This window comes from Streptomyces malaysiensis subsp. samsunensis, assembly GCF_024519315.1.
Lineage (GTDB): Bacteria > Actinomycetota > Actinomycetes > Streptomycetales > Streptomycetaceae > Streptomyces > Streptomyces malaysiensis.
Window position 1 is genome coordinate 14,038 of record NZ_JANIIC010000092.1, and the last position, 17,083, is coordinate 31,120.

Consider the following 17,083-nt stretch of genomic DNA (forward strand, 5'->3'; position numbering starts at 1 on the left):
CGCGCGGTGAGCGATATGGCGGTGACGCTGGGCCTGCTCATGGTCCTGTTCGCCGTCTATCTGCTGTGGTGGACCAACCACACGGCCCAGGACCGGGCCCGGGACGAGGTGCATCGCCTGGAACGGCAATGGGCCGTCGAAACCGCACCGGACAGGGAGCGTCACACCACCCGGCCGGAGGAGGCGAGCAGTGGGGGAGGAGCCCCGGCCGACCGGGCGCAGGGCACCGGCGGGGGTGGGCCCGCGGCTGCTCCCGCGCGGCGTCATGGCCCGGCACGCTCGGAGAGCTTCGCCATTGTGCGCATCCCGCGTATCGGACTGGCTGCCCCGATCGCGGAAGGCATCGACAAGCGCGATGTGCTCGACCGCGGGTTCGTCGGCCACTACCCGGGTACGGCGTTGCCCGGCGAGACGGGCAATGTCGCGCTGGCCGCACACCGCAATACGCACGGGGAGCCATTTCGACATCTCGATCGGGTCGGTCCCGGCGATACGGTGACGATCACCACCGCTACCGGCGAATTCCGGTACCGCGTCGATGTCGTACTGCCTCAGACGACGTCCGAGGACGGCGCGACGATCCAGCCCGTCCCCACTACCGCCTACGCCGGGGCGGGCAAGCGGATCGGATATCAGAAGCCGGGCCGCTACCTGACCCTGACCACGTGCACACCGGAGTACAGCACCCGTTACCGGTTGGTGGTCTGGGGCCGTCTCCTGGATGACTGATTGACCGGTGGCGCCGCCGGGCAGCATCCTCAATTGTTGAAAACGATTATCATTACTCCATCGCTGCGGTCCGTTCGTGTGGAGGGACCGCCTTTCGGAAGGAACCCATGGCACTGTCTCCGGGGCGCATCGCTCTACGCGCCCGTCATGCTCTTTCACTGCTCTCGTTGGGGGGTGTGCTCGCTCTCGCGGTCGCCGCGCCGGCCCACGCGGCATCCGGGCCGGCCGACCATCGCAGCCTGCTGGGCGCCGGTGAACATGTCGACGCCGTCTACCCCGTCATCAAGGACGGTGACCTGGACATCCGTTCGCTGACGGATGACGGCGAAGCCGATCCCGACGAGCTGGCCCTGCACATACCCGACACCAAGACCTCGCGCATCACCTTGCCGGAGGAGTACGCCTTCCTCGATGAGCCCGGCTCGGACGCGTGGATGAGTTCACAGACCCAGGACATGTCCGTGGTCTGGCCCGGCTGGTCCTTCGAGGGCATCCCCCAGGGAACGCTCAAGGGGACGGTCGGCATGGACCTCGCGGGCTTCTCCTACGCGGGCGACGCGAAGTCCCCGAAGTTCGCCGTCACTCAGCCCGGGGGGTTCGGGAACAAGAAGGTCAGCCAACTGATCGTGCCCGGCTCGGCGTTCACACATGTGTCGGGGGAGGTCGGGTCGCATACTCACGCCAACTGGATCTTCACTGACCAGGGGACGTACGACATCGACTTCACCGTCCACGTCACGCTCGCCAACGGCAAGGCTCTCGAAGACACCGCCACCGTACGTTTCATCGTCGGCCCGGTCCCCGCGGAACAGAACGCGCCCACTCCTCAGAAGGTCAGCCACTACAGCAAGGACGCGGATGGCCTTCTGCTGACGCCGGACAAGGTGGACGGGGAGTACTTCGTAGGACAGACGATCAACGTCACGGCCGCCTCGGGCATGGCCGACGAGGACACCCGCTACCGCTGGTTCCTGAAGAAGAAGGGGGAAAGAGCCTTCGCCCAGGATCCCGAGCAGGACACCGCGACCTACACCACGAAGCCGGACCGCGCGCTCGACGGTGCGCGGGTGTACGCGCAACTCCTGCGGGGCGGTAAGGCCGTCCAGACCTCGAAGCCGACCACTGTGCACGTACGGGCCCTCGAGCCCACTACGCGGCTCGGTGTCAAGTCGGACCGCAGGACGTATGAGGTGGGAGACACCGCTCGCTTCGTGTCCGAGCAGAGCCCTGAGACTGACGACGAGCACTACCACTGGTACCTGAAGCGGCGGGGCGAGAGCGCCTACGAGTGGATCGAGGAATCCCGGCTCGCGGACCAGGAACTGCCCGTGACGGCCGACCTCGACGGCGCGCAGATCGTCGCCCGCCTCTTCAACGCGGACCACGCGGTACTCGCGGAGTCCGCGCCGGTCACCCTGTCCGTGGGGCAGGAGAGTGGTGACTCGTCGGCCGCTGTCGAGGTCCAGGGCGCTGACACGCTCAGGGCCGGTGAAAAGGCGGAGTTCACCGCGAAGGTGAAGGGCGCGGGGAAGGACTACTCCATCTCGTGGTACGTCCGCCAGAACGCGGAGAACCCCTTCACCAAGGTCGCCCATGCCCGCGGGGTGACGATGGAACGCACCGTACCCGCTGAATGGAATGGCGCTCAGATCATGGCCTCTGTCACTGACGCCCGCGGAGAGGTGATTGCCGAAGGAGGCGTTCCCGTGCTGAAGGTGGCAGGCGCGGAGAGGGCCGCTGCCGCGGACGAGAAGGGGTCCGGCTCGTTGTCGGTGGTGGCCTGGTCGGTGGGCGGGGGCATCGCGGTGGTCGTGCTGGCCCTCCTGGCCGTCGTTGTGGCGCGGCAGCGCAAGCGCCATGAAGCGACTTCCGCCGCCGAGAACGCGAACGCACAGGATAGATGACCGCTGCGGGCGGGCGGCGCGGCTGACGGGCTCGGCCCTCCGGCCTGTCGCCGGCCCCTGATGTGTGCGGGCGCTCGGCCGGGCGCGCCGACCGAGCGCATGGTGGGGCCGGGCCACGTGAGTACTTCGTGACCCGGCCCCATGTACGGCAGTCGCGGGGAGGCGATAGGACGAGCGGCTGCCGCGATCACCCCCGGGGCGGAACGGTGCGGGGCCGGGGATGCGGCTGTCAGCCGACGGTGAAGTGGTAGTCCACGGCCGCGGAGTTCACCGTCGTGCCATCCGTGAGCGTCCCGGTGGCCTGGAAGGTGAGTGTGTAGTCGCCCTTGGCCTCGAACGCCCAGTTCGTGTGGTGGTGGGCGCCGGCGGAGACGTCGATGGAGTCGGGCAGGCCATCACCGCTGTCGAAGCGCTTTGTCGGGGCCCCCGCGCTCACGTCGAACACGCTTACGTCGGCGGGACCGTTCACTGCGGTCAGCTTGAGCCGCACCGAGTCGCCCTGGAACGCGCCCGACGGCACTTCGTGGGCGCCCCAGCCCGCATACAGGAGCTCGGGGTTGTTGGACTGCGGGAGGACCCATGCGGGATCACCGGGCGAGCCGAGGAACGAGAATGCCGCGTTGCTCGGCACCGTGGTCTCGGCCTCCGGCTTGACGTGCAGCGTGACTTCGGCGGGGTCACGCTCCACCGGGGTGTCGGTCGTCTCGTCATGCAGGCCCAGTCCGAGCGCGCCGTCCTCGTAGGCGATGTCGACGACGTCGACGTGGCCCTCGGACAGGGTCACCGGAGCGGCGTGTGCGGGGGCGGCTGCCAGGCCGAGCGTGGCCGCTACGGCGCCGGCGAACAGAGCGGTGCGTCTCAGGGTTGCGGACATCTGACCTCCTGTGAGGTGAAGTGAACATGCCCGCACTAGAGTATAATGAAAATCATATTCAAGTACGGAAGGGGCGGGTGACGGCGGTGTCCCCGTGGGGGCCCGAGCAGACGCCGTACGGGCCTGCCTCAGCTCGCGCACCTGTGGGCTCGGCCCCGGTCGGGATCCCAGCGGCAGGGTGGAGGTTCTCCTGTGTCGGCGGCGGGTTGGCAGTCGGCGCAGATGCCGGTGAGTTCGACGGCGTGCTCCACCGCGGTGAATCCGGTGTCGGCTCCGATCCCGTCCGCCCAGCGCTCCACTGCCTCGGAGTTCACCGGGCGGCTGCGGCCGCAGCAGCGGCAGATCAGGTAGTGGCGGTGGCCGTCGGCGGGCCGACGGCGGTAGAGCCGCTCTCCCGTGTCATCGCGGACGACGTCGACGCCACCCGTCGCCTCCAGATCCCGCAGGGCGCGGTAGACGGTGGTCAGCCCCACCGAGACGTCGGCGGCGGTCAGCAGCGTGTGCAGTTCCTGCGCCGAGACGAAGTCCTGACAACCGGTGAGGACGCGCAGGACGGCGATTCGCTGCCGGGTCGTCCGGCTGGTCATGGCAGATCACCTCCACTGGCGCGCGGCGGGAGCGGTACGATTCCGGCTCGCCGTACCCGTGGCCGGTGCCGCCGGGGCGGTGCTGCCGGGGTGTGCGAATGCGCGCCGGTGCACGAGACGGCTACGGCTTCTGGGCTTGGCCAGGGAGAAAACCCTAAGCCCACCCTGGACCGGAGGTTCATTCTCCGGCACCAGGGCGGGCGCCCGGCTATCCACAGTTCGCACAGCATTGCCAGGCCGACAAGACGGCGATACGGCATGTCACCCGTATGGAGTGGATGCTCGTACCGCTTTCCCCACCGCCGGTCAGCAGTCGCGGAACTCGGGGGACTGGTTGAGGATCTGGGACCGTGTCGAGGTGAACCTCGTGTAGGTCGGACCTTCCTCGGTGCCCGGACGGAAGACGGCCACCCGGTGGCAGTTCATGAAGGCCAGGGTGACGCCGAAGTGGCGTTCCAGGTTGCCGCGGATGGCGTCGCTGGCGAGCGCGCGCAGTAGCTGGCCACGCTCGGCCTCGGACGGGGGCGGCGTCTGGTTGTCCGCGAACTCGGCGTCACCCTCGCGGAGCGAGCCCGCCAGTCCGGCGATGAGCTCGTAGGCGTACGGCAGCGATTCCCGGACGGTGGCGACGAAGTCCTGTTCACGGATCTCGCCCTGCTCGGCCTGGGCGAGGAGTTCCGGCGTGACGTTCAGCGACATGGCGGATCGGTGTCCCATCGGTCGGTTACGGGTGATGAAGCGTGGTGCTCAGCCGAGGGTCCCGGCGTGGGCCTCTGGTGTGTGATTCCCGGGCAGCGCGGTCGGCCCGTGCCGGAAGTCCGGGTCGATCTGGGTGCTCAGGTCCTGGCCCGTGGAACTGTTCGCCCAGGCGTGAGCGTTGCTCAGGTGGAACTCGATCGCCTGCCGCTGGAAGGTCTCCCAGTCCTTGGTGCGCGAGTCCACGGCGGTCCGCAGCTCATCGAGCGCCAGGCGGTGTTCGGGCTCGAGGGCGCCGGTGTGACGGCCTTGCTCGCGGGCGCGGACCCAGTCGGAGTGGCCGAAGCAGACCAGCAGGTCGTCGCCGATGTGCTCCTTGAGGAAGAGCCGGTCGTCCTCGCCGGTCACCTTGTTGCCGACCACGGCCAGGGGCACGCCGAACTCGGTGGCGTGGTCCCTGTACTGGTGGTAGACGGACACGCCCTTACGGGTGGGCTCGGCGACCAGGAAGGTCATGTCGAAACGCGTGAAGAGCCCGGAGGCGAAGGAGTCGGCCCCGGCGGTCATGTCGACGACGACGTACTCCCCGGCGTCGTCCACCAGATGGTTCAAATACAGCTCGACGGCACCGAGCTTGGAGTGATAGCACGCGACGCCGAGATCCTCCTCGGTGAACACACCGGTGGTCAGCAGCCCGACTCCGGCGACTTCCCGGATGTGGCGGGTGTGCACCGGATCGGTGCCGAGCAGGCGCAGCAGACGGGAGCCGGTGCCCGGCGGAGTGGTCTTGACCATGGCCTCGGCGGAGGGGATGCGAGGGTTGTCGCCGCGCAGGTACTCCTTGATCTCGATGAGGCGTGTGCTGAGCGGGACGGCCTCGCGCAGCTCGTCCTCGTCCAGCCCGAGGGCGGTCCCCAGATGCTGGTTGATATCGGCGTCTATGGCGACGACCGGGGCGCCGGAACGAGCCAGATGCCGGGCGAAGAGGCCGGAGAGGGTGGTCTTTCCGCTCCCGCCCTTGCCGACGAACGCGATGCGCATGGCCGTGCATCACCTCCAGGTGAATGTGAATGTCATGTTCGCTTGATGAGGTTTTCCGGGATGTGGCCTCCCTGTCAAGTCGCCGCCGGGGAAGGGGGGATGGGTGTCGGTGTCATCTCGTGAGCGTCGGTGCCCGGGTCAAGTTATGGCAATGGTTTTCATCTCGGGGGTCATCGCGTGGTTTTGGAAACCATTTTCACCTAGCCTTCGCGGTGTTCGCCCAGTACCGAGGAGACCGCGCCATGAGATCTGCCATAACCCGCCGTCCCCGCACCCTCGCCGGATGTGCCGCCGCCGTCGCTGTGCTCGCCGGCACCAGCGCCTGTTCCACCGCTTCCTCGAACGCGGCCGATGGCTCCGCCTCCGGCAAGGGGAGGTCCGGCAAGGTGATCCAGGTGGTGGCGGCGGAGAACTTCTGGGGCAGCATCGCCCAGCAGCTGGGCGGCAGTCACGCGCACGTCACCAGCATTATCGACAACCCCTCCGCCGACCCGCACGACTACGAGCCGACCGCCGCCGACGGGCGCGCCGTCGCCACCGCCCGGTACACGATCGTCAACGGCATCGGCTACGACGCGTGGGCCGACAAGCTGCTCTCCGCCAACCCGGGCAGCGACCGCGCCGAGCTGAAGATCGGTGACCTGGTCGGCGTCGGGCCGGGCGGAAATCCCCACCGCTGGTACGCCCCGGCCGACGTCCACAAGGTGATCGAGAAGATCACCGCCGACTACAAGAAGATCGCCCCGGTCGACGCTGCCTACTTCGACGCGCGGAAGAAAGCCTTCGAGGCCACCACCCTGGCCCCCTACAGCCGACTGGTGTCCGACATCAAGTCCACCTACACCGGTACGCCCGTTGGCGCTTCCGAGTCCATCGTCACGCCACTCGCCCAGGGCCTCGGCCTGAAGATGGCCACCCCCGAGTCCTTCCTCGATGCCATCAGCGAGGGCACCGACCCCACGGCGAAGGACAAGACCACCATCGACCAGCAGATCAAGAACAAGAAGGTCAGGATCTACGTCTACAACAGCCAGAACTCCACCCCGGACGTGCGGGCCCAGGTGACGGAGGCCAAAGCGGCCGGTATCCCGGTGGCCACGGTCACCGAGACCCTCACCCCGGCGGGTGCCTCGTTCCAGGACTGGCAGGTCCGCCAGCTGAAGGGCATCCGGAATGCCCTGGCCGAGGCGACGGGCAAGAAGTAAGGACGGTGGGGACGATGGCCCGGATGCGGGAGGCGGCGCAGTACCGCGTACCGCCGCAAGCCACCACTTCCGTGGGCCCCGGACGTCGTGCCGGGCGGCCCGGCCACGGGACCGGGTGGCCCATCGCCCGACACGGGGCGCCGGAGCACGTTGGACGTGGCAGATTCGTAACCCTGACTGGAGGCACGTCATGAACGCTCCCGCCACGGCCGGCATGCTCCAGGCGCTGCCGGCCGAGCACCGCCACCGGCTGATGCGCTTCGCCCGAGAGGTGTCGTTCCCGCAGGGCACCCGACTCTTCGAGGAAGGTGGCAAGGCGGATCGGTTCTGGATCATCCGTACCGGCAGCGTCACCCTCGACATGCACGTGCCCGGCCGCCGGGCCGCCGTCATCGAAACCCTCCGTCACAACGAACTCATCGGATGTTCCTGGTTTGCAGCGTCTCCTCGACCGGGGTGCCCTGGTCCCAGTTGTGGATCCAGAGGATGTCGACGTAGTCCATGCGCAGCCGCCGCAGCGACTCTTCGAGCTGCCTGTGCAGGGCCTTCCGGCCGGCGCCGCCACCGTTGGGGTCGCCGAGGTGGAGGTTGGCGAAGAATTTGGTGCCGATCACGGTGCGGTCGCGCAGGGCGTTCCGTCCGGCGAAGAAGTCGCCGATGATCTTCTCGGAGTGGCCGTTGGTGTAGATGTTGGCGGAGTCGACCGAGTTCCTGCCCAGTTCCAGGTAGTGCGCCAGGATCGCGGTGGACTCCTCCTCGCCGGTGCCCCAGCCGGCGTCGTCGCCGAAGGTCATCGTGCCGAGGGTCAGCGGGCTGACGCGCAGTCCGCAGCGGGGGAGTGTCACGTAGGAATCGAGAGGCACGGCGGTGGCTCCTCATATGTGTCGTGCGCCGTCGGGCGCGTCGTTCTCAAGGACTCCTTCATCCCACACCGGCGATCACCGCCCACCTAGACCGATGCGATCCCACCCTTGCACGATCCGCTCCCGCTGGCGCGGATCGGTTGCCCCCGGTTGCCCCGCGTGCTCGACTGGGGCCATGGCCACGCTGGACGACCTGTGTTCCGAGATCACGCGGCTGACCGCGCACGGGCCCGGGTCCCTGCCGGTCGAAGGCGCCAAGGTGTTCTCGGCCGACCGCACGACACGGCCGCTCGGCGACATCGTCCGCCCGGCGCTCGCGGTCGTCGCCCAGGGGGCCAAACGCACCGTGGTCGGGGACCGCGTCTTCGACTACCGCGCCGGGCAGTACCTCGTGGTCACCGTCGATGTGCCGGTGACCACCCAGATCACCCGGGCGAGCAGCGCCGAGCCGTTCCTCCCGTTCGGGCTCGCGCTCAAGCCGTCGGTGATCGTCGAACTCCTGCTTCAGGTGCCTTCGCGCAGGTCCCGGCAGGGTGGCGGCGCCGGGGTCGTGATGAGCGACGCCGACGAGCTGTTGCTCGATCCGATCGTGCGCCTGCTCCGGCTCATGGACCGCCCCGACGACGTCAGGGTTCTGGGCGCGGCCGTCGAGCGGGAGATCCACTGGCGGCTGCTGACCGGACCGCACGGCGCCACCGTCCGGCAGGTCGGCCTCGCCAACAGCGGCCTCGCGCTCGTCGCCCGCGCCGTCGAATGGCTCCAGGCCCGCTACGACCAGCCGATCCGTATCAGCGACCTCGCCGACCACGTCGGGCTCAGCGCTCCGGCGCTCAACCGGCACTTCCGGGCGGCCACCGCCATGAGCCCGCTGCAATACCAGAAGCAACTGCGGCTCCAGCAGGCCCGGATGCGGCTGGTGGCCGGCGCCCGGGACATCGCGGAGGTGGGACACGCCGTCGGCTACTCCAGCCCGTCCCAGTTCAGCAGGGAATACCGCCGGTTGTTCGGCGTGCCGCCCGGCCAGGACGCCACACGCTTGCAGGGCCAGGTCCTGGCCGACTATGTGTGATCGCCGAGCTGGCCTGCGCTGATTGCTTGCGTTGAGGGATGGTCTCGGGGCGTTTGGCCGTGGAGACGTTCGCGGCCCACCGGCGGCGCCTGGCCCGCTCCGAAGCGGACAACAAGACCAGCGGGAACCGTGGGCGCTCAGGACCAAATGGCCTGGGCGAGCGCCGCTCCGGTGAAGGCCGCGCCGAGACCGGCGGCGATGCCGGCGATCGCGTTGGCCGATGACACCGCCGACGGCCACGGCCGCGACGACCGGCCACTGTCCGCGCTGCGGCGCGCCCCGCCGCGCGGGCACGCGCGGATCGACATCGGGGTCGGTGGGTTCGTTGAGCACTGGGGATCGGGACTCTCCCACACGGGTCTCCTACTCGCACAGCGCCCGGGTATACCGGAGCGCATCCATCGCAAGCAGGGACCGTTGGCGGCGACAGTGCCGCGGTTGGGTTACGGCGGGCCCCACCGCCGCGCGGCCCCAGAGGGAACCGCAGGGCTCGAGGGTAGCGCGAGACAGGCGTGGCCTCCCCGCCGGGTCCGTCGACCACCGGGTCCGTCGACGCGGAACCCGCCCGAGGTCCGTTTGAGGCGGCCGCCGCGGCGCGGGACACTGGACGGACAGGGCGATGAGGCTCGCCGCCGACCGCACCCGGACAGGTGCTGATGGCCTCTACGTGATGCAGGAAAACGCTCGCAGCACGGAGGTGGCACCCGATGCCCAGGCACTCGATGCCCAGGATCGCCGTTGCGGTCGACGCGACCCTCGCCGACACCGCCAGGCGTGACGATGGAACCGCCGGACCTCCGGCCGATGCTTCGCCATCGGCGCCTGGCAAGACGGGCCGGGCGGTGAGCCACGGACGTGTGCCGGACACTCCCGGCGACGATGGCCGCCCTCTTGAGGCCCTGGTCCTGATGTGCGAGCCCGCCATCCCCCGTGACGAGGCCGCCGCCCGGCCGACCGCCGTCCTCCACGTCGCCGCGCGGGACCGCGGAGCGGGCGGGGTGCTGTGCGTGGCCGAGGCCGCCCCCTGCACCGACCTGGTGGACCTGCCCGACCTGCCTCGTCGGCACGCCCGCCTTCCGCGTACGGGGTGCCTGGAATGACGCCCCGCCACAGCCCGTGCCCCAGGCCCGGCCCGTCCCGACCATCATGACCATGCTGTACGTGAGGGACGGACACACCCGCCGCCGCACCAACCTCCCCACCAGGCGCCGCGGGATCCTGGTTCTGCGCATCCATCTCGGGCAGGCGGTCCTGGACGCCACCGGCATGCGCGCCCTGCTCGTTGCGGACGTGCTGCGGCGCGCCCTGGAAGTCCACGGTGTGCAGGTAATGGCCACGCTGGCGCCCGATGGCCCGGCTCACCAGGACGCCCTGTCGCGGCCCGTCCTGGACGGCTTCGGCATCGACCCTCCCGGCGCCGGTACCGACACCGACCCGCCGGCCGACGCACACATCGGCGCCGCCCCGCCGCCCGCCGCCTCAACAGGGGTGTGGATCCGGGTAGGACGCGTACGCCAGACCACCGACGCCGTCGCACAGGACGCCACGGATGCCCCGGCGGACCGTGCGGATCCGCTGGCCGTACGGCTGGCTCTTCTGGCCGGCCCCCACGCGCAGCCCGTCGACCTGACCGGCCCCGTACTCGCCACCGCCACGCACGCGCTGGAAGGCTGGCGCCGGCAGGTGGCGCGGTGGGCGTGCGCGCCGTCGAGGCCCGTGCCCGCCGACATCGCCCAGGCGGCGGAAGCGGCCATTGCCCGCGACCTGGCCACCCCCGCCCTGCTGGAACTGCTGCGCCACGTAGCGGCGGCGGACACGTTCCCGGACGGCGCCAAGTTCGAGACCTTCGCCCTCCTCGATCGTATCCTCGCGCTGGAGCTCACCCGGGAGATCGGATATGTCTAGACACCACACGGGGGTGGCCCGATGGCTACGGAACCGCTTCGCCTGATCGTGCTGCGGCATGCCAAGTCGGCCTGGCCCGAGGGGGTCGCCGACCACGACCGGCCGCTGGCACCGCGGGGGCGCGGGGACGCCCCGGCCGTCGGCCGCCGGCTGCACGAGGCCGGGTGGGTTCCGGACACCGTCGTCTGCTCACCCACCCGCCGCACCCGCGAAACCTGGGAACTCCTGGCGCCCGAACTGGATGCCGTGCCTGCCGTGACCTACGACTCGCGGGCCTATGGCGCCGGCACCTCCGAAGTGCTCGCCGTCGTGCGCGAGACCCCCGCCCGGTGCCGCACGCTGCTGCTGATCGGACACAGCCCCGGGGTCCAGGACCTCTCCTTGGCGCTCACCCAGGACACCGCGGCCGACGAGGCCCTCACCCGGGCCCGCGACAAGTTCCCGACGGCCGCGATCGCCGTGCTGGCCCTGCCCGGCCCCTGGCAGCAGCTGGCGCCCGGCAGCGGTCTCCTCATCGCCTTCGCCACCCCACGCGACCGCGGCGACTGAGCCCCGCGGACAGGGCGGCGGGCACGGCGGAGCCGATGGACGCATCGCCCACCGACGGGCGGCCCGCCCGGATCAGCCGGTGGCGAGGCCGAACGGCAGCCAGGGGTGGGAGTCGGCGATCTCGATCAGCCGGTTGTACTTGGCGATCCGTTCACCGCGCGCCGGGGCGCCCGACTTGAACTGGCCGCAGCCGGTGCCCACGGCGAGGTCCGCGATGAAGGCGTCCCCGGTCTCGCCGGAGCGGTGGGAGACCATCTGGGTGTAGCCGGCCTCGCGGCAGGTCCGCATGGCATCGAGGGTCTCGGTGACGGTGCCGATCTGGTTGACCTTGATGAGAGCGGAATTGGCGATCTTCTTGCTGATCGCCTCGGTGATGATGGACGGATTGGTCACGAAGATGTCGTCCCCCATCACCTGCACCCGGTCGCCGAGGCGTGCGGTCAGGCGGACCCAGCCGTCCCAGTCGTCCTCGGCCAGACCGTCCTCGATCGACCACACCGGATAGCGTTCGACGATCGTCTCGTAGCCGTCGATGAGCTGGTCGCCGCTCAGCGTGTCGCCCGCCAGCCGGTACCGGCCGTCCGGCCCACCGAGTTCGCCGGCGGCCGGGTCCAGGGCGATCGCGACGCCCTCCCGGCCGGGGGTGTAGCCGACGTCGGTGATGGCCTCGACCAGGAGTTGCAAGACGGCTTCGGGACGGTCGAGGGCGGGGGCGAAGCCGCCCTCTTCACCCAGGCCGGTGGCGTATCCGTCGGCGGACAGGGCCACCGGGCGGTGGCTGGTGCTCGCAGAGGCCATCAGCACGGGATGTGCGGTCAAGGGCGAGCCTCATCGCCCATCACCCGTCCATGGTGGTCCCGCGCCGGGCATTCCCGCCAGTCCGCGCGGCCATCGACACCGCCGTGGCGGCTTCAGTCCGCCGGGCCGGGGGCCGGGTCCGTGGGACGGGCGGCACCGCGACGGCATGGTTGTCCCCCCGCCCGTCTCCCGCCCGGCACCCCGGAGGGAGGGCGCTGGGGGGATGGGGGCTCGCCGCGGCCGTACGGCCAGGGCACCGGCCCCGCCGCGCCCTGCCGGTGGAGCGTTCCGGGACGGCGAGCGGCACGGCGCGGGAAGTACGCCCGTACGCTGCCCGGTCAGGCAATGTGCAGCCACACACCGATCCAGGTCACGGCCACCCCACCGCACCCCAGCGTCGCCGCCCACCGGATCCGGCTGCTGGCGAACAGGTGCCCCAGCGCGGCTCCCAGCACCGTGAGGGCGAGCACGGCCAGGACGACCACGATCCACGACAGACCCGGCAGGGCGGCTCCGGCCAGCAGCGGCAGCATCGCGCCGGTGAAACTCGCGGTACAGGCGATCACCGTGGCCAGCAGCGAGCGCGCCACCGCCCGGCGGCCGAGATGGGTCGTGGCCAGCTGCCCCCGCGCGGTCAGGTTCAGTTGCCGTGAGGCACACATCAGATAGGCCCGGCGGTCGGCGTAGTCGGCCACGAAGACCGCGAACGCGGCCGTCGTCAACGCCACCAGCCCCACCCCGGAACGCCAACGAGTAGCTGACCGGCGCACCGGAGCCCACCAGCGAGGCCGCGGCGAGGGTCAGCGCATTCAAAAGGCCGTCCACCAGACCCAGAACAAGCGGCCGGGTGGACTGCGCCGCCAGGCTCCGCAGGCGCCGTGTCATCGCGACCGTGGCTTGTTCTCCAGGATGTACGCGCCGGACACGACCTCGTCGATGCTGTGCACCACGGCACCGGCCTTCTCGATGGCCCGGGTCAGCGCCTCGACGTCGATGTCGTCGCCCTCCACGGTGACATTCGTGCCGACGGTCTCGATATCGATCTCGGTGACCGCGATGTTCACCGCCTTCACCCCGGACGCGGCTTCGATCACCGAAGCGAGACGGATCAGATCGGGCTCATTGACCGTCTTGTCGACATCCAGGACCAGCCGCCGCACAGGCATCGCCGACTCCTCACCGTGTCGGTTCCCCACCCTCAGGGTGCCCGGAACCCGGCCGGTGCCGCATGCGCAGCGCCGCTCGCGGGATCTCGACCGCGGGTGCCGCGCATGGTCTGGGCCATCCCACCGAGCCGACAGTTGACGGTGCGGTGCCACCGCCGCCGTCCGGCTTGCCCGGATGTCCCGCGCCGACCGAACCCTCAGACTGGGAGCGGAGGGCTGCTCGTCGGTGTCGTCCCGGGCAGGCGGCACTCCCAGCCGGTGGCAGGCAGCCGGTGGTAGGCCGCTTCCGTCCCGGCGACGACCGACGACCGACGACCGACGACCGACGCCCACGCCCCGCACCACGCCGGGCCGGGCGACAGACGGCCTGGCGACGGGGACACCTGGGAGGAGCGTGATGATGCGGGAGTCCCTACCGCCGGGAGGACCGTCAGAGGAGTCCGCACCGGAGATCGCCGCGGCCCGCCTGCGTCTGCTCGCCGAGGCGAGCCGCGCGTTGGCCTCGGGCCTGGACGCGGAGGAGTCGCTGCGCCGACTGGCCCGGCTGGTGGTGCCGCATCTGGCCGACGCCTGCGTCGTCGACGTGGTCGAGGGCGAGGGGCTGCGCCGTCTCACGGTCATGGATCGTGACCCCGAGCGAGTGCTGCGCGTGGTGCCCGGCGGGTTTCTGCCAGGGCCGGACGACTCGGCCGCCGCTCTGGCGAAGGTGCTGCGCGGCGCGGGACCCGTGGTGGTGACCGACTTCGGCGTACCCGATCCGGACGACTCCCTCCTCGCCGCCCAGCGGTCGTTGTACCGCGCGCTCGACGCCGGGACCGCGCTGATCGTGCCCATGCGCGTACGACGTCGGACACTGGGCGCACTCACCTTCGTCCGCCGCGCCCCGGCCGTACCCTTCGACGAGCAGGAGCGGGCCCTGGCCGCCGACCTGGGACATCGTGCGGGTCTCGCCCTGGACAACGCACGTCTGTACGCGCTCCAGCAGTACACCGCCGAACAGCTCCAGCTCTCCCTCCTGCCCGACCTGACCGGCCTGGCCCACCTGAATCTCGCCGCCCGCTACGTGGCCGCCCGCGAGCGGGCCGAGGTGGGCGGCGACTGGTACGACGCCTTCCCGCTCCCCGACGGCTCGGCGATCCTCGCCATCGGGGACGTGGTCGGCCACGATCTGGCGGCCGCCGTCCGCATGGGACAACTGCGCAACATGCTGCGCGCGCTCGCCTACGACAGGGGTGACGACCCGGCCGGAATCATGAGCCGTCTGGACACCGTGATGCTCGGCCTGACCAGCATCGAACTCGTCACGGCCGTCATCGCCCGCATCGAGACACCCGCCGAGGGCGCGTGGCGACTGCACTGGACCAACGCCGGCCACCTTCCGCCCCTGCTGGCCCAGCCCGACGGCCGCACCCTTCTGCTGGAGGAAGGCCATGCCCCCATCCTGGGGGTCGACCCCGCCCTCGAACGAGCGACCGCGACCATCGACCTGCCCCACCTCGCCACCCTGCTCTTCTACACCGACGGCCTCATCGAGCGCCCCGGCGAGGACATCGGCCGTGGCCTGACACGGCTGCGCCAGCACGCGGCCACACTCGCCCGCGAACCGCTGGCCGTCTTCGGCGACGAACTCCTCACCCGGTTGAGCGACAACCAGCACGACGACATCGCCATCCTGGCCCTGCGCGTCCCCTGAGCCGCCCTGGCCGCTCACCGGCGGCACACTCAGAGCCGTCCCAGACACCTCGCCCCGGGAGCGCGGCGGCCGATGGCACGATCACCCCGGGCCGGAGCGGTGCCCCGGACCTGTCGGCATGCCGGATTGACCCGGTGCACGCACGGGGCCGGGAGCTAGAGTGTGTACCGCGCCCACGACACGATTTTGAGATGTGTTGACAGACCATCATGATCAACCGGTGACCGCACCCTTCTCCATCAGCCCCCGACAGCGAGATCACGATGTCCGGCTGGGGTACTGGGCGGGCGGCGCGAGGCCGACCCCAGGAGGCAGCCAGTGCCCAAAGGTGACTCCATCTCCGCTGTGCTCGAGCGGTTGGGCAACTCGCTGCTGACCCACGAGGCCGGTCCGGCGGGGGAAACTCAAGTTTTCGAGCACGTCACGGTCCTTTCCCCGATCGACGACGTGCCGATTCCCACCGGAGCTCTGGTCCTGGGCGTCGGCGTCCAGGGGGCGCACGGCATCGCGGAGCTGTTGGGCCGGATCGGCGCCGCGGGCGCCAGCGCCCTGGTCGTCCGCGGCCCGGCCGAGATCGACTCCGACGTTCACGCGTTGGCCACAAGGGAATCCATCTCCGTCCTGAGCCTTGTCGGCGGGGCGTCGTGGCTGCACCTCGCGACGCTGCTGCGGCCGCGGTCAGCCGACGGGGAGGACAGATGGACGGCGGTGGGAACGGCCGACGCCGAGCTCGATCTGTTCAAGATCGCCAACAGTCTGTCGGGGTTGCTCGACGCGCCCGTGACGATCGAGGATCGCGACTCGCGCATTCTCGCCTTCTCAGCCGATCAGGCACGAGCCGACGAGGCCCGCAAGGCGAGCGTCCTCGGTCAGCAGGTGCCCAACGTGTATCAGACCTCCCTCACGAGCCTCGGCATCTTCCGCAAGGTGTACACGTCCGCCCGGCCGCTCTTCAGCGAACCGTTCGTGCCCGGCGCTCAGCCGCGTGTCGCGTGTCGTGTGGCCGCCGGTGACGAGCTCCTCGGATCGATCTGGGCTGTCGCCGAGGAGCCGCTGTCCGCGGTGCACGAGGAAGCGATGATGGAGGCCGCCAACGTAGCCGCCATCGCGATGTTGCGCTCACGTATCGCCGCCGACGCCGCGCACCGCGTACGGCTCGCGACTGTCGCCGCTCTGCTCGAAGGGGGACAGCCGGCATGGCAGGCGGCTCAGAAGCTGCGTTCCCCGAGAGCGGTCGCCGGTGGCTACGTCCTGGCGGCTGGTTTGCCCAGCGAAGGGCGCGCGCCCTCGTCGCCGACGGCGACGGCCGGTTTGGATCATGTCGCCAATTCGCTCATGATGCTCTTGCGCGGCGAACTGCCGAGCACCATCTGCGCATTGCTCGGGGAGACCATCTATGGGGTTGTTCCCACGTACGCGGACGAGACCGTTGATCTGTCCGCGATTCGCCGCCTCACATCCGGGTTCGTACAGCGCCTCGGCCGCGACTGGCGGCGACTGGTGATCGGCATCGGTGCACCCGTCGATCGCCTCGCCGACTTGAACCGTTCGCGCGACGATGCGGACCTCGTGCTGCGGGTGCTCCGCTCCTCCGCGGGCACGGGGACGCCCCAACTCCGTGTGGCCACGCGCGAGGATGTGTATGCCCGTTCCCTCCTGCTCCGCCTCTCCGATCTTCTCGCCGGCGACGTGCCCGGCTACGCAGGGCCACTGGACCGGCTGCGGGACTACGACCAGACGCACGACTCGGCGCTCTCGCAGACGCTTCGCTGTTGGCTCGACAACTTCGGCGATATTTCCGCGGCCTCGGAGCGCCTGCACATTCACAAGAATACGTTGCGGTATCGACTCAAGCGCATCGCGGAAGTCACGCGGGCGGACCTGAACGACGCCGAAACGCGGTTACCGTGCCTCCGAGCTCCGGTCTCGTAGCAAGGGCTAAGAGCTTGTCTCACGTGGTGAGCTTGGCGAGCTTCTTGTAGCAGGTCAGGGCTGCCGCGAGTT

General features: G+C 70.1%; 16 protein-coding genes, 2 pseudogenes and 2 riboswitches. Of the genes and pseudogenes, 10 read left to right on the forward strand and 8 right to left on the reverse strand.

Annotated elements, in window-relative coordinates:
* Positions 1-15 precede the first annotated feature (15 nt).
* On the forward strand, positions 16-729 hold the full coding sequence (locus tag NQU54_RS43895; protein ID WP_257635892.1) for a class E sortase: 714 nt from the start codon (positions 16-18) through the stop codon (positions 727-729).
* Positions 730-836: 107 nt separating this feature from the next.
* Positions 837-2,633, forward strand: a complete 1,797-nt coding sequence (locus tag NQU54_RS43900) for a choice-of-anchor M domain-containing protein (RefSeq protein WP_257635893.1) — start codon at positions 837-839, stop codon at positions 2,631-2,633.
* Positions 2,634-2,862: 229 nt separating this feature from the next.
* Here the strand turns inward: NQU54_RS43900 and NQU54_RS43905 are convergent, their stop codons facing one another.
* The 4 genes from NQU54_RS43905 to NQU54_RS43920 all read right to left on the reverse strand — a co-directional run bounded on the left by NQU54_RS43905 (position 2,863) and on the right by NQU54_RS43920 (position 5,831).
* Positions 2,863-3,507: a choice-of-anchor M domain-containing protein gene (locus tag NQU54_RS43905; protein ID WP_257635894.1), complete on the reverse strand. Its 645-nt coding sequence runs from the start codon at positions 3,505-3,507 to the stop codon at positions 2,863-2,865.
* A 128-nt stretch (positions 3,508-3,635) separates the two neighbouring features.
* Positions 3,636-4,094: a Fur family transcriptional regulator gene (locus NQU54_RS43910; protein WP_257635895.1), complete on the reverse strand. Its 459-nt coding sequence runs from the start codon at positions 4,092-4,094 to the stop codon at positions 3,636-3,638.
* A gap of 306 nt (positions 4,095-4,400) precedes the next feature.
* Positions 4,401-4,793, reverse strand: coding sequence for an SCO5389 family protein (locus tag NQU54_RS43915; RefSeq protein WP_257635896.1), 393 nt, complete (start codon positions 4,791-4,793; stop codon positions 4,401-4,403).
* 48 nt (positions 4,794-4,841) lie between these two features.
* Positions 4,842-5,831 (reverse strand): ATP-binding protein, encoded by a 990-nt coding sequence (locus NQU54_RS43920; RefSeq protein WP_257635897.1) that lies wholly within the window; start codon positions 5,829-5,831, stop codon positions 4,842-4,844.
* 242 nt (positions 5,832-6,073) lie between these two features.
* On the opposite strand from NQU54_RS43920, the gene NQU54_RS43925 reads away from it, so the two are divergent.
* Both NQU54_RS43925 and NQU54_RS43930 read left to right on the forward strand, forming a co-directional pair.
* The gene (locus tag NQU54_RS43925) at positions 6,074-7,036 is read left to right on the forward strand and encodes a metal ABC transporter solute-binding protein, Zn/Mn family (RefSeq protein WP_257635898.1); all 963 of its coding nucleotides are present in this window, start codon (positions 6,074-6,076) and stop codon (positions 7,034-7,036) included.
* Positions 7,037-7,226: 190 nt separating this feature from the next.
* Positions 7,227-7,470, forward strand: a pseudogene (locus tag NQU54_RS43930) (cyclic nucleotide-binding domain-containing protein); the annotation flags it as partial.
* Here the strand turns inward: NQU54_RS43930 and NQU54_RS43935 are convergent.
* Positions 7,453-7,830, reverse strand: coding sequence for an aldo/keto reductase (locus NQU54_RS43935; RefSeq protein ID WP_257635907.1), 378 nt, complete (start codon positions 7,828-7,830; stop codon positions 7,453-7,455). The pseudogene NQU54_RS43930 and the gene NQU54_RS43935 sit on opposite strands and share 18 nt — an antisense overlap.
* Positions 7,831-8,074: 244 nt before the next feature.
* Here NQU54_RS43935 and NQU54_RS43940 point away from each other — a divergent pair, with 244 nt between their 5' ends.
* The 4 genes from NQU54_RS43940 to NQU54_RS43955 all read left to right on the forward strand — a co-directional run bounded on the left by NQU54_RS43940 (position 8,075) and on the right by NQU54_RS43955 (position 11,422).
* The gene (locus NQU54_RS43940; RefSeq protein ID WP_257635899.1) at positions 8,075-8,968 is read left to right on the forward strand and encodes an AraC family transcriptional regulator; all 894 of its coding nucleotides are present in this window, start codon (positions 8,075-8,077) and stop codon (positions 8,966-8,968) included.
* A gap of 606 nt (positions 8,969-9,574) precedes the next feature.
* Positions 9,575-9,641, forward strand: a riboswitch (Fluoride riboswitch).
* 34 nt (positions 9,642-9,675) lie between these two features.
* The gene (locus NQU54_RS43945; RefSeq protein ID WP_257635900.1) at positions 9,676-10,068 is read left to right on the forward strand and encodes an inorganic diphosphatase; all 393 of its coding nucleotides are present in this window, start codon (positions 9,676-9,678) and stop codon (positions 10,066-10,068) included.
* Between the two features lie 52 nt (positions 10,069-10,120).
* The gene (locus tag NQU54_RS43950) at positions 10,121-10,873 is read left to right on the forward strand and encodes a hypothetical protein (protein WP_257635901.1); all 753 of its coding nucleotides are present in this window, start codon (positions 10,121-10,123) and stop codon (positions 10,871-10,873) included.
* A gap of 21 nt (positions 10,874-10,894) precedes the next feature.
* Positions 10,895-11,422: a SixA phosphatase family protein gene (locus tag NQU54_RS43955; RefSeq protein ID WP_257635902.1), complete on the forward strand. Its 528-nt coding sequence runs from the start codon at positions 10,895-10,897 to the stop codon at positions 11,420-11,422.
* A 72-nt stretch (positions 11,423-11,494) separates the two neighbouring features.
* Here NQU54_RS43955 and NQU54_RS43960 read toward each other — a convergent pair.
* From NQU54_RS43960 to NQU54_RS43970, 3 genes and pseudogenes are all read right to left on the reverse strand, one after another.
* Positions 11,495-12,187, reverse strand: a pseudogene (locus tag NQU54_RS43960) (phosphopyruvate hydratase family protein); the annotation flags it as partial.
* A 16-nt stretch (positions 12,188-12,203) separates the two neighbouring features.
* Positions 12,204-12,267: riboswitch (Fluoride riboswitch) on the reverse strand.
* A gap of 291 nt (positions 12,268-12,558) precedes the next feature.
* Positions 12,559-12,948 carry a hypothetical protein gene (locus NQU54_RS43965; protein ID WP_257635903.1) on the reverse strand — a complete coding sequence of 130 codons (390 nt, stop codon included), beginning with the start codon at positions 12,946-12,948 and terminating at the stop codon, positions 12,559-12,561.
* Positions 12,949-13,101: 153 nt separating this feature from the next.
* Positions 13,102-13,386, reverse strand: coding sequence for a DUF211 domain-containing protein (locus NQU54_RS43970; protein WP_257635904.1), 285 nt, complete (start codon positions 13,384-13,386; stop codon positions 13,102-13,104).
* Between the two features lie 400 nt (positions 13,387-13,786).
* Here NQU54_RS43970 and NQU54_RS43975 point away from each other — a divergent pair, with 400 nt between their 5' ends.
* Both NQU54_RS43975 and NQU54_RS49870 read left to right on the forward strand, forming a co-directional pair.
* Entirely contained in the window at positions 13,787-15,079 is a 1,293-nt protein-coding gene (locus NQU54_RS43975) for a PP2C family protein-serine/threonine phosphatase (protein WP_257635905.1), read from the forward strand.
* Between the two features lie 318 nt (positions 15,080-15,397).
* Positions 15,398-17,011: a PucR family transcriptional regulator gene (locus NQU54_RS49870; RefSeq protein WP_257635906.1), complete on the forward strand. Its 1,614-nt coding sequence runs from the start codon at positions 15,398-15,400 to the stop codon at positions 17,009-17,011.
* The last annotated feature ends 72 nt before the right edge of the window (positions 17,012-17,083 follow it).

Bases quoted from the DNA above. Each gene is read 5' to 3' on its own strand.
- NQU54_RS43895 (WP_257635892.1), top strand. From the start codon at position 16: ATGGCGGTGACGCTGGGCCTGCTCATGGTCCTGTTCGCCGTCTATCTG.
- NQU54_RS43900 (WP_257635893.1), top strand. From the start codon at position 837: ATGGCACTGTCTCCGGGGCGCATCGCTCTACGCGCCCGTCATGCTCTT.
- NQU54_RS43905 (WP_257635894.1), bottom strand. From the start codon at position 3,507: ATGTCCGCAACCCTGAGACGCACCGCTCTGTTCGCCGGCGCCGTAGCG.
- NQU54_RS43910 (WP_257635895.1), bottom strand. From the start codon at position 4,094: ATGACCAGCCGGACGACCCGGCAGCGAATCGCCGTCCTGCGCGTCCTC.
- NQU54_RS43915 (WP_257635896.1), bottom strand. From the start codon at position 4,793: ATGTCGCTGAACGTCACGCCGGAACTCCTCGCCCAGGCCGAGCAGGGC.
- NQU54_RS43920 (WP_257635897.1), bottom strand. From the start codon at position 5,831: ATGCGCATCGCGTTCGTCGGCAAGGGCGGGAGCGGAAAGACCACCCTC.
- NQU54_RS43925 (WP_257635898.1), top strand. From the start codon at position 6,074: ATGAGATCTGCCATAACCCGCCGTCCCCGCACCCTCGCCGGATGTGCC.
- NQU54_RS43935 (WP_257635907.1), bottom strand. From the start codon at position 7,830: ATGACCTTCGGCGACGACGCCGGCTGGGGCACCGGCGAGGAGGAGTCC.
- NQU54_RS43940 (WP_257635899.1), top strand. From the start codon at position 8,075: ATGGCCACGCTGGACGACCTGTGTTCCGAGATCACGCGGCTGACCGCG.
- NQU54_RS43945 (WP_257635900.1), top strand. From the start codon at position 9,676: ATGCCCAGGCACTCGATGCCCAGGATCGCCGTTGCGGTCGACGCGACC.
- NQU54_RS43950 (WP_257635901.1), top strand. From the start codon at position 10,121: ATGCTGTACGTGAGGGACGGACACACCCGCCGCCGCACCAACCTCCCC.
- NQU54_RS43955 (WP_257635902.1), top strand. From the start codon at position 10,895: ATGGCTACGGAACCGCTTCGCCTGATCGTGCTGCGGCATGCCAAGTCG.
- NQU54_RS43970 (WP_257635904.1), bottom strand. From the start codon at position 13,386: ATGCCTGTGCGGCGGCTGGTCCTGGATGTCGACAAGACGGTCAATGAG.
- NQU54_RS43975 (WP_257635905.1), top strand. From the start codon at position 13,787: ATGCGGGAGTCCCTACCGCCGGGAGGACCGTCAGAGGAGTCCGCACCG.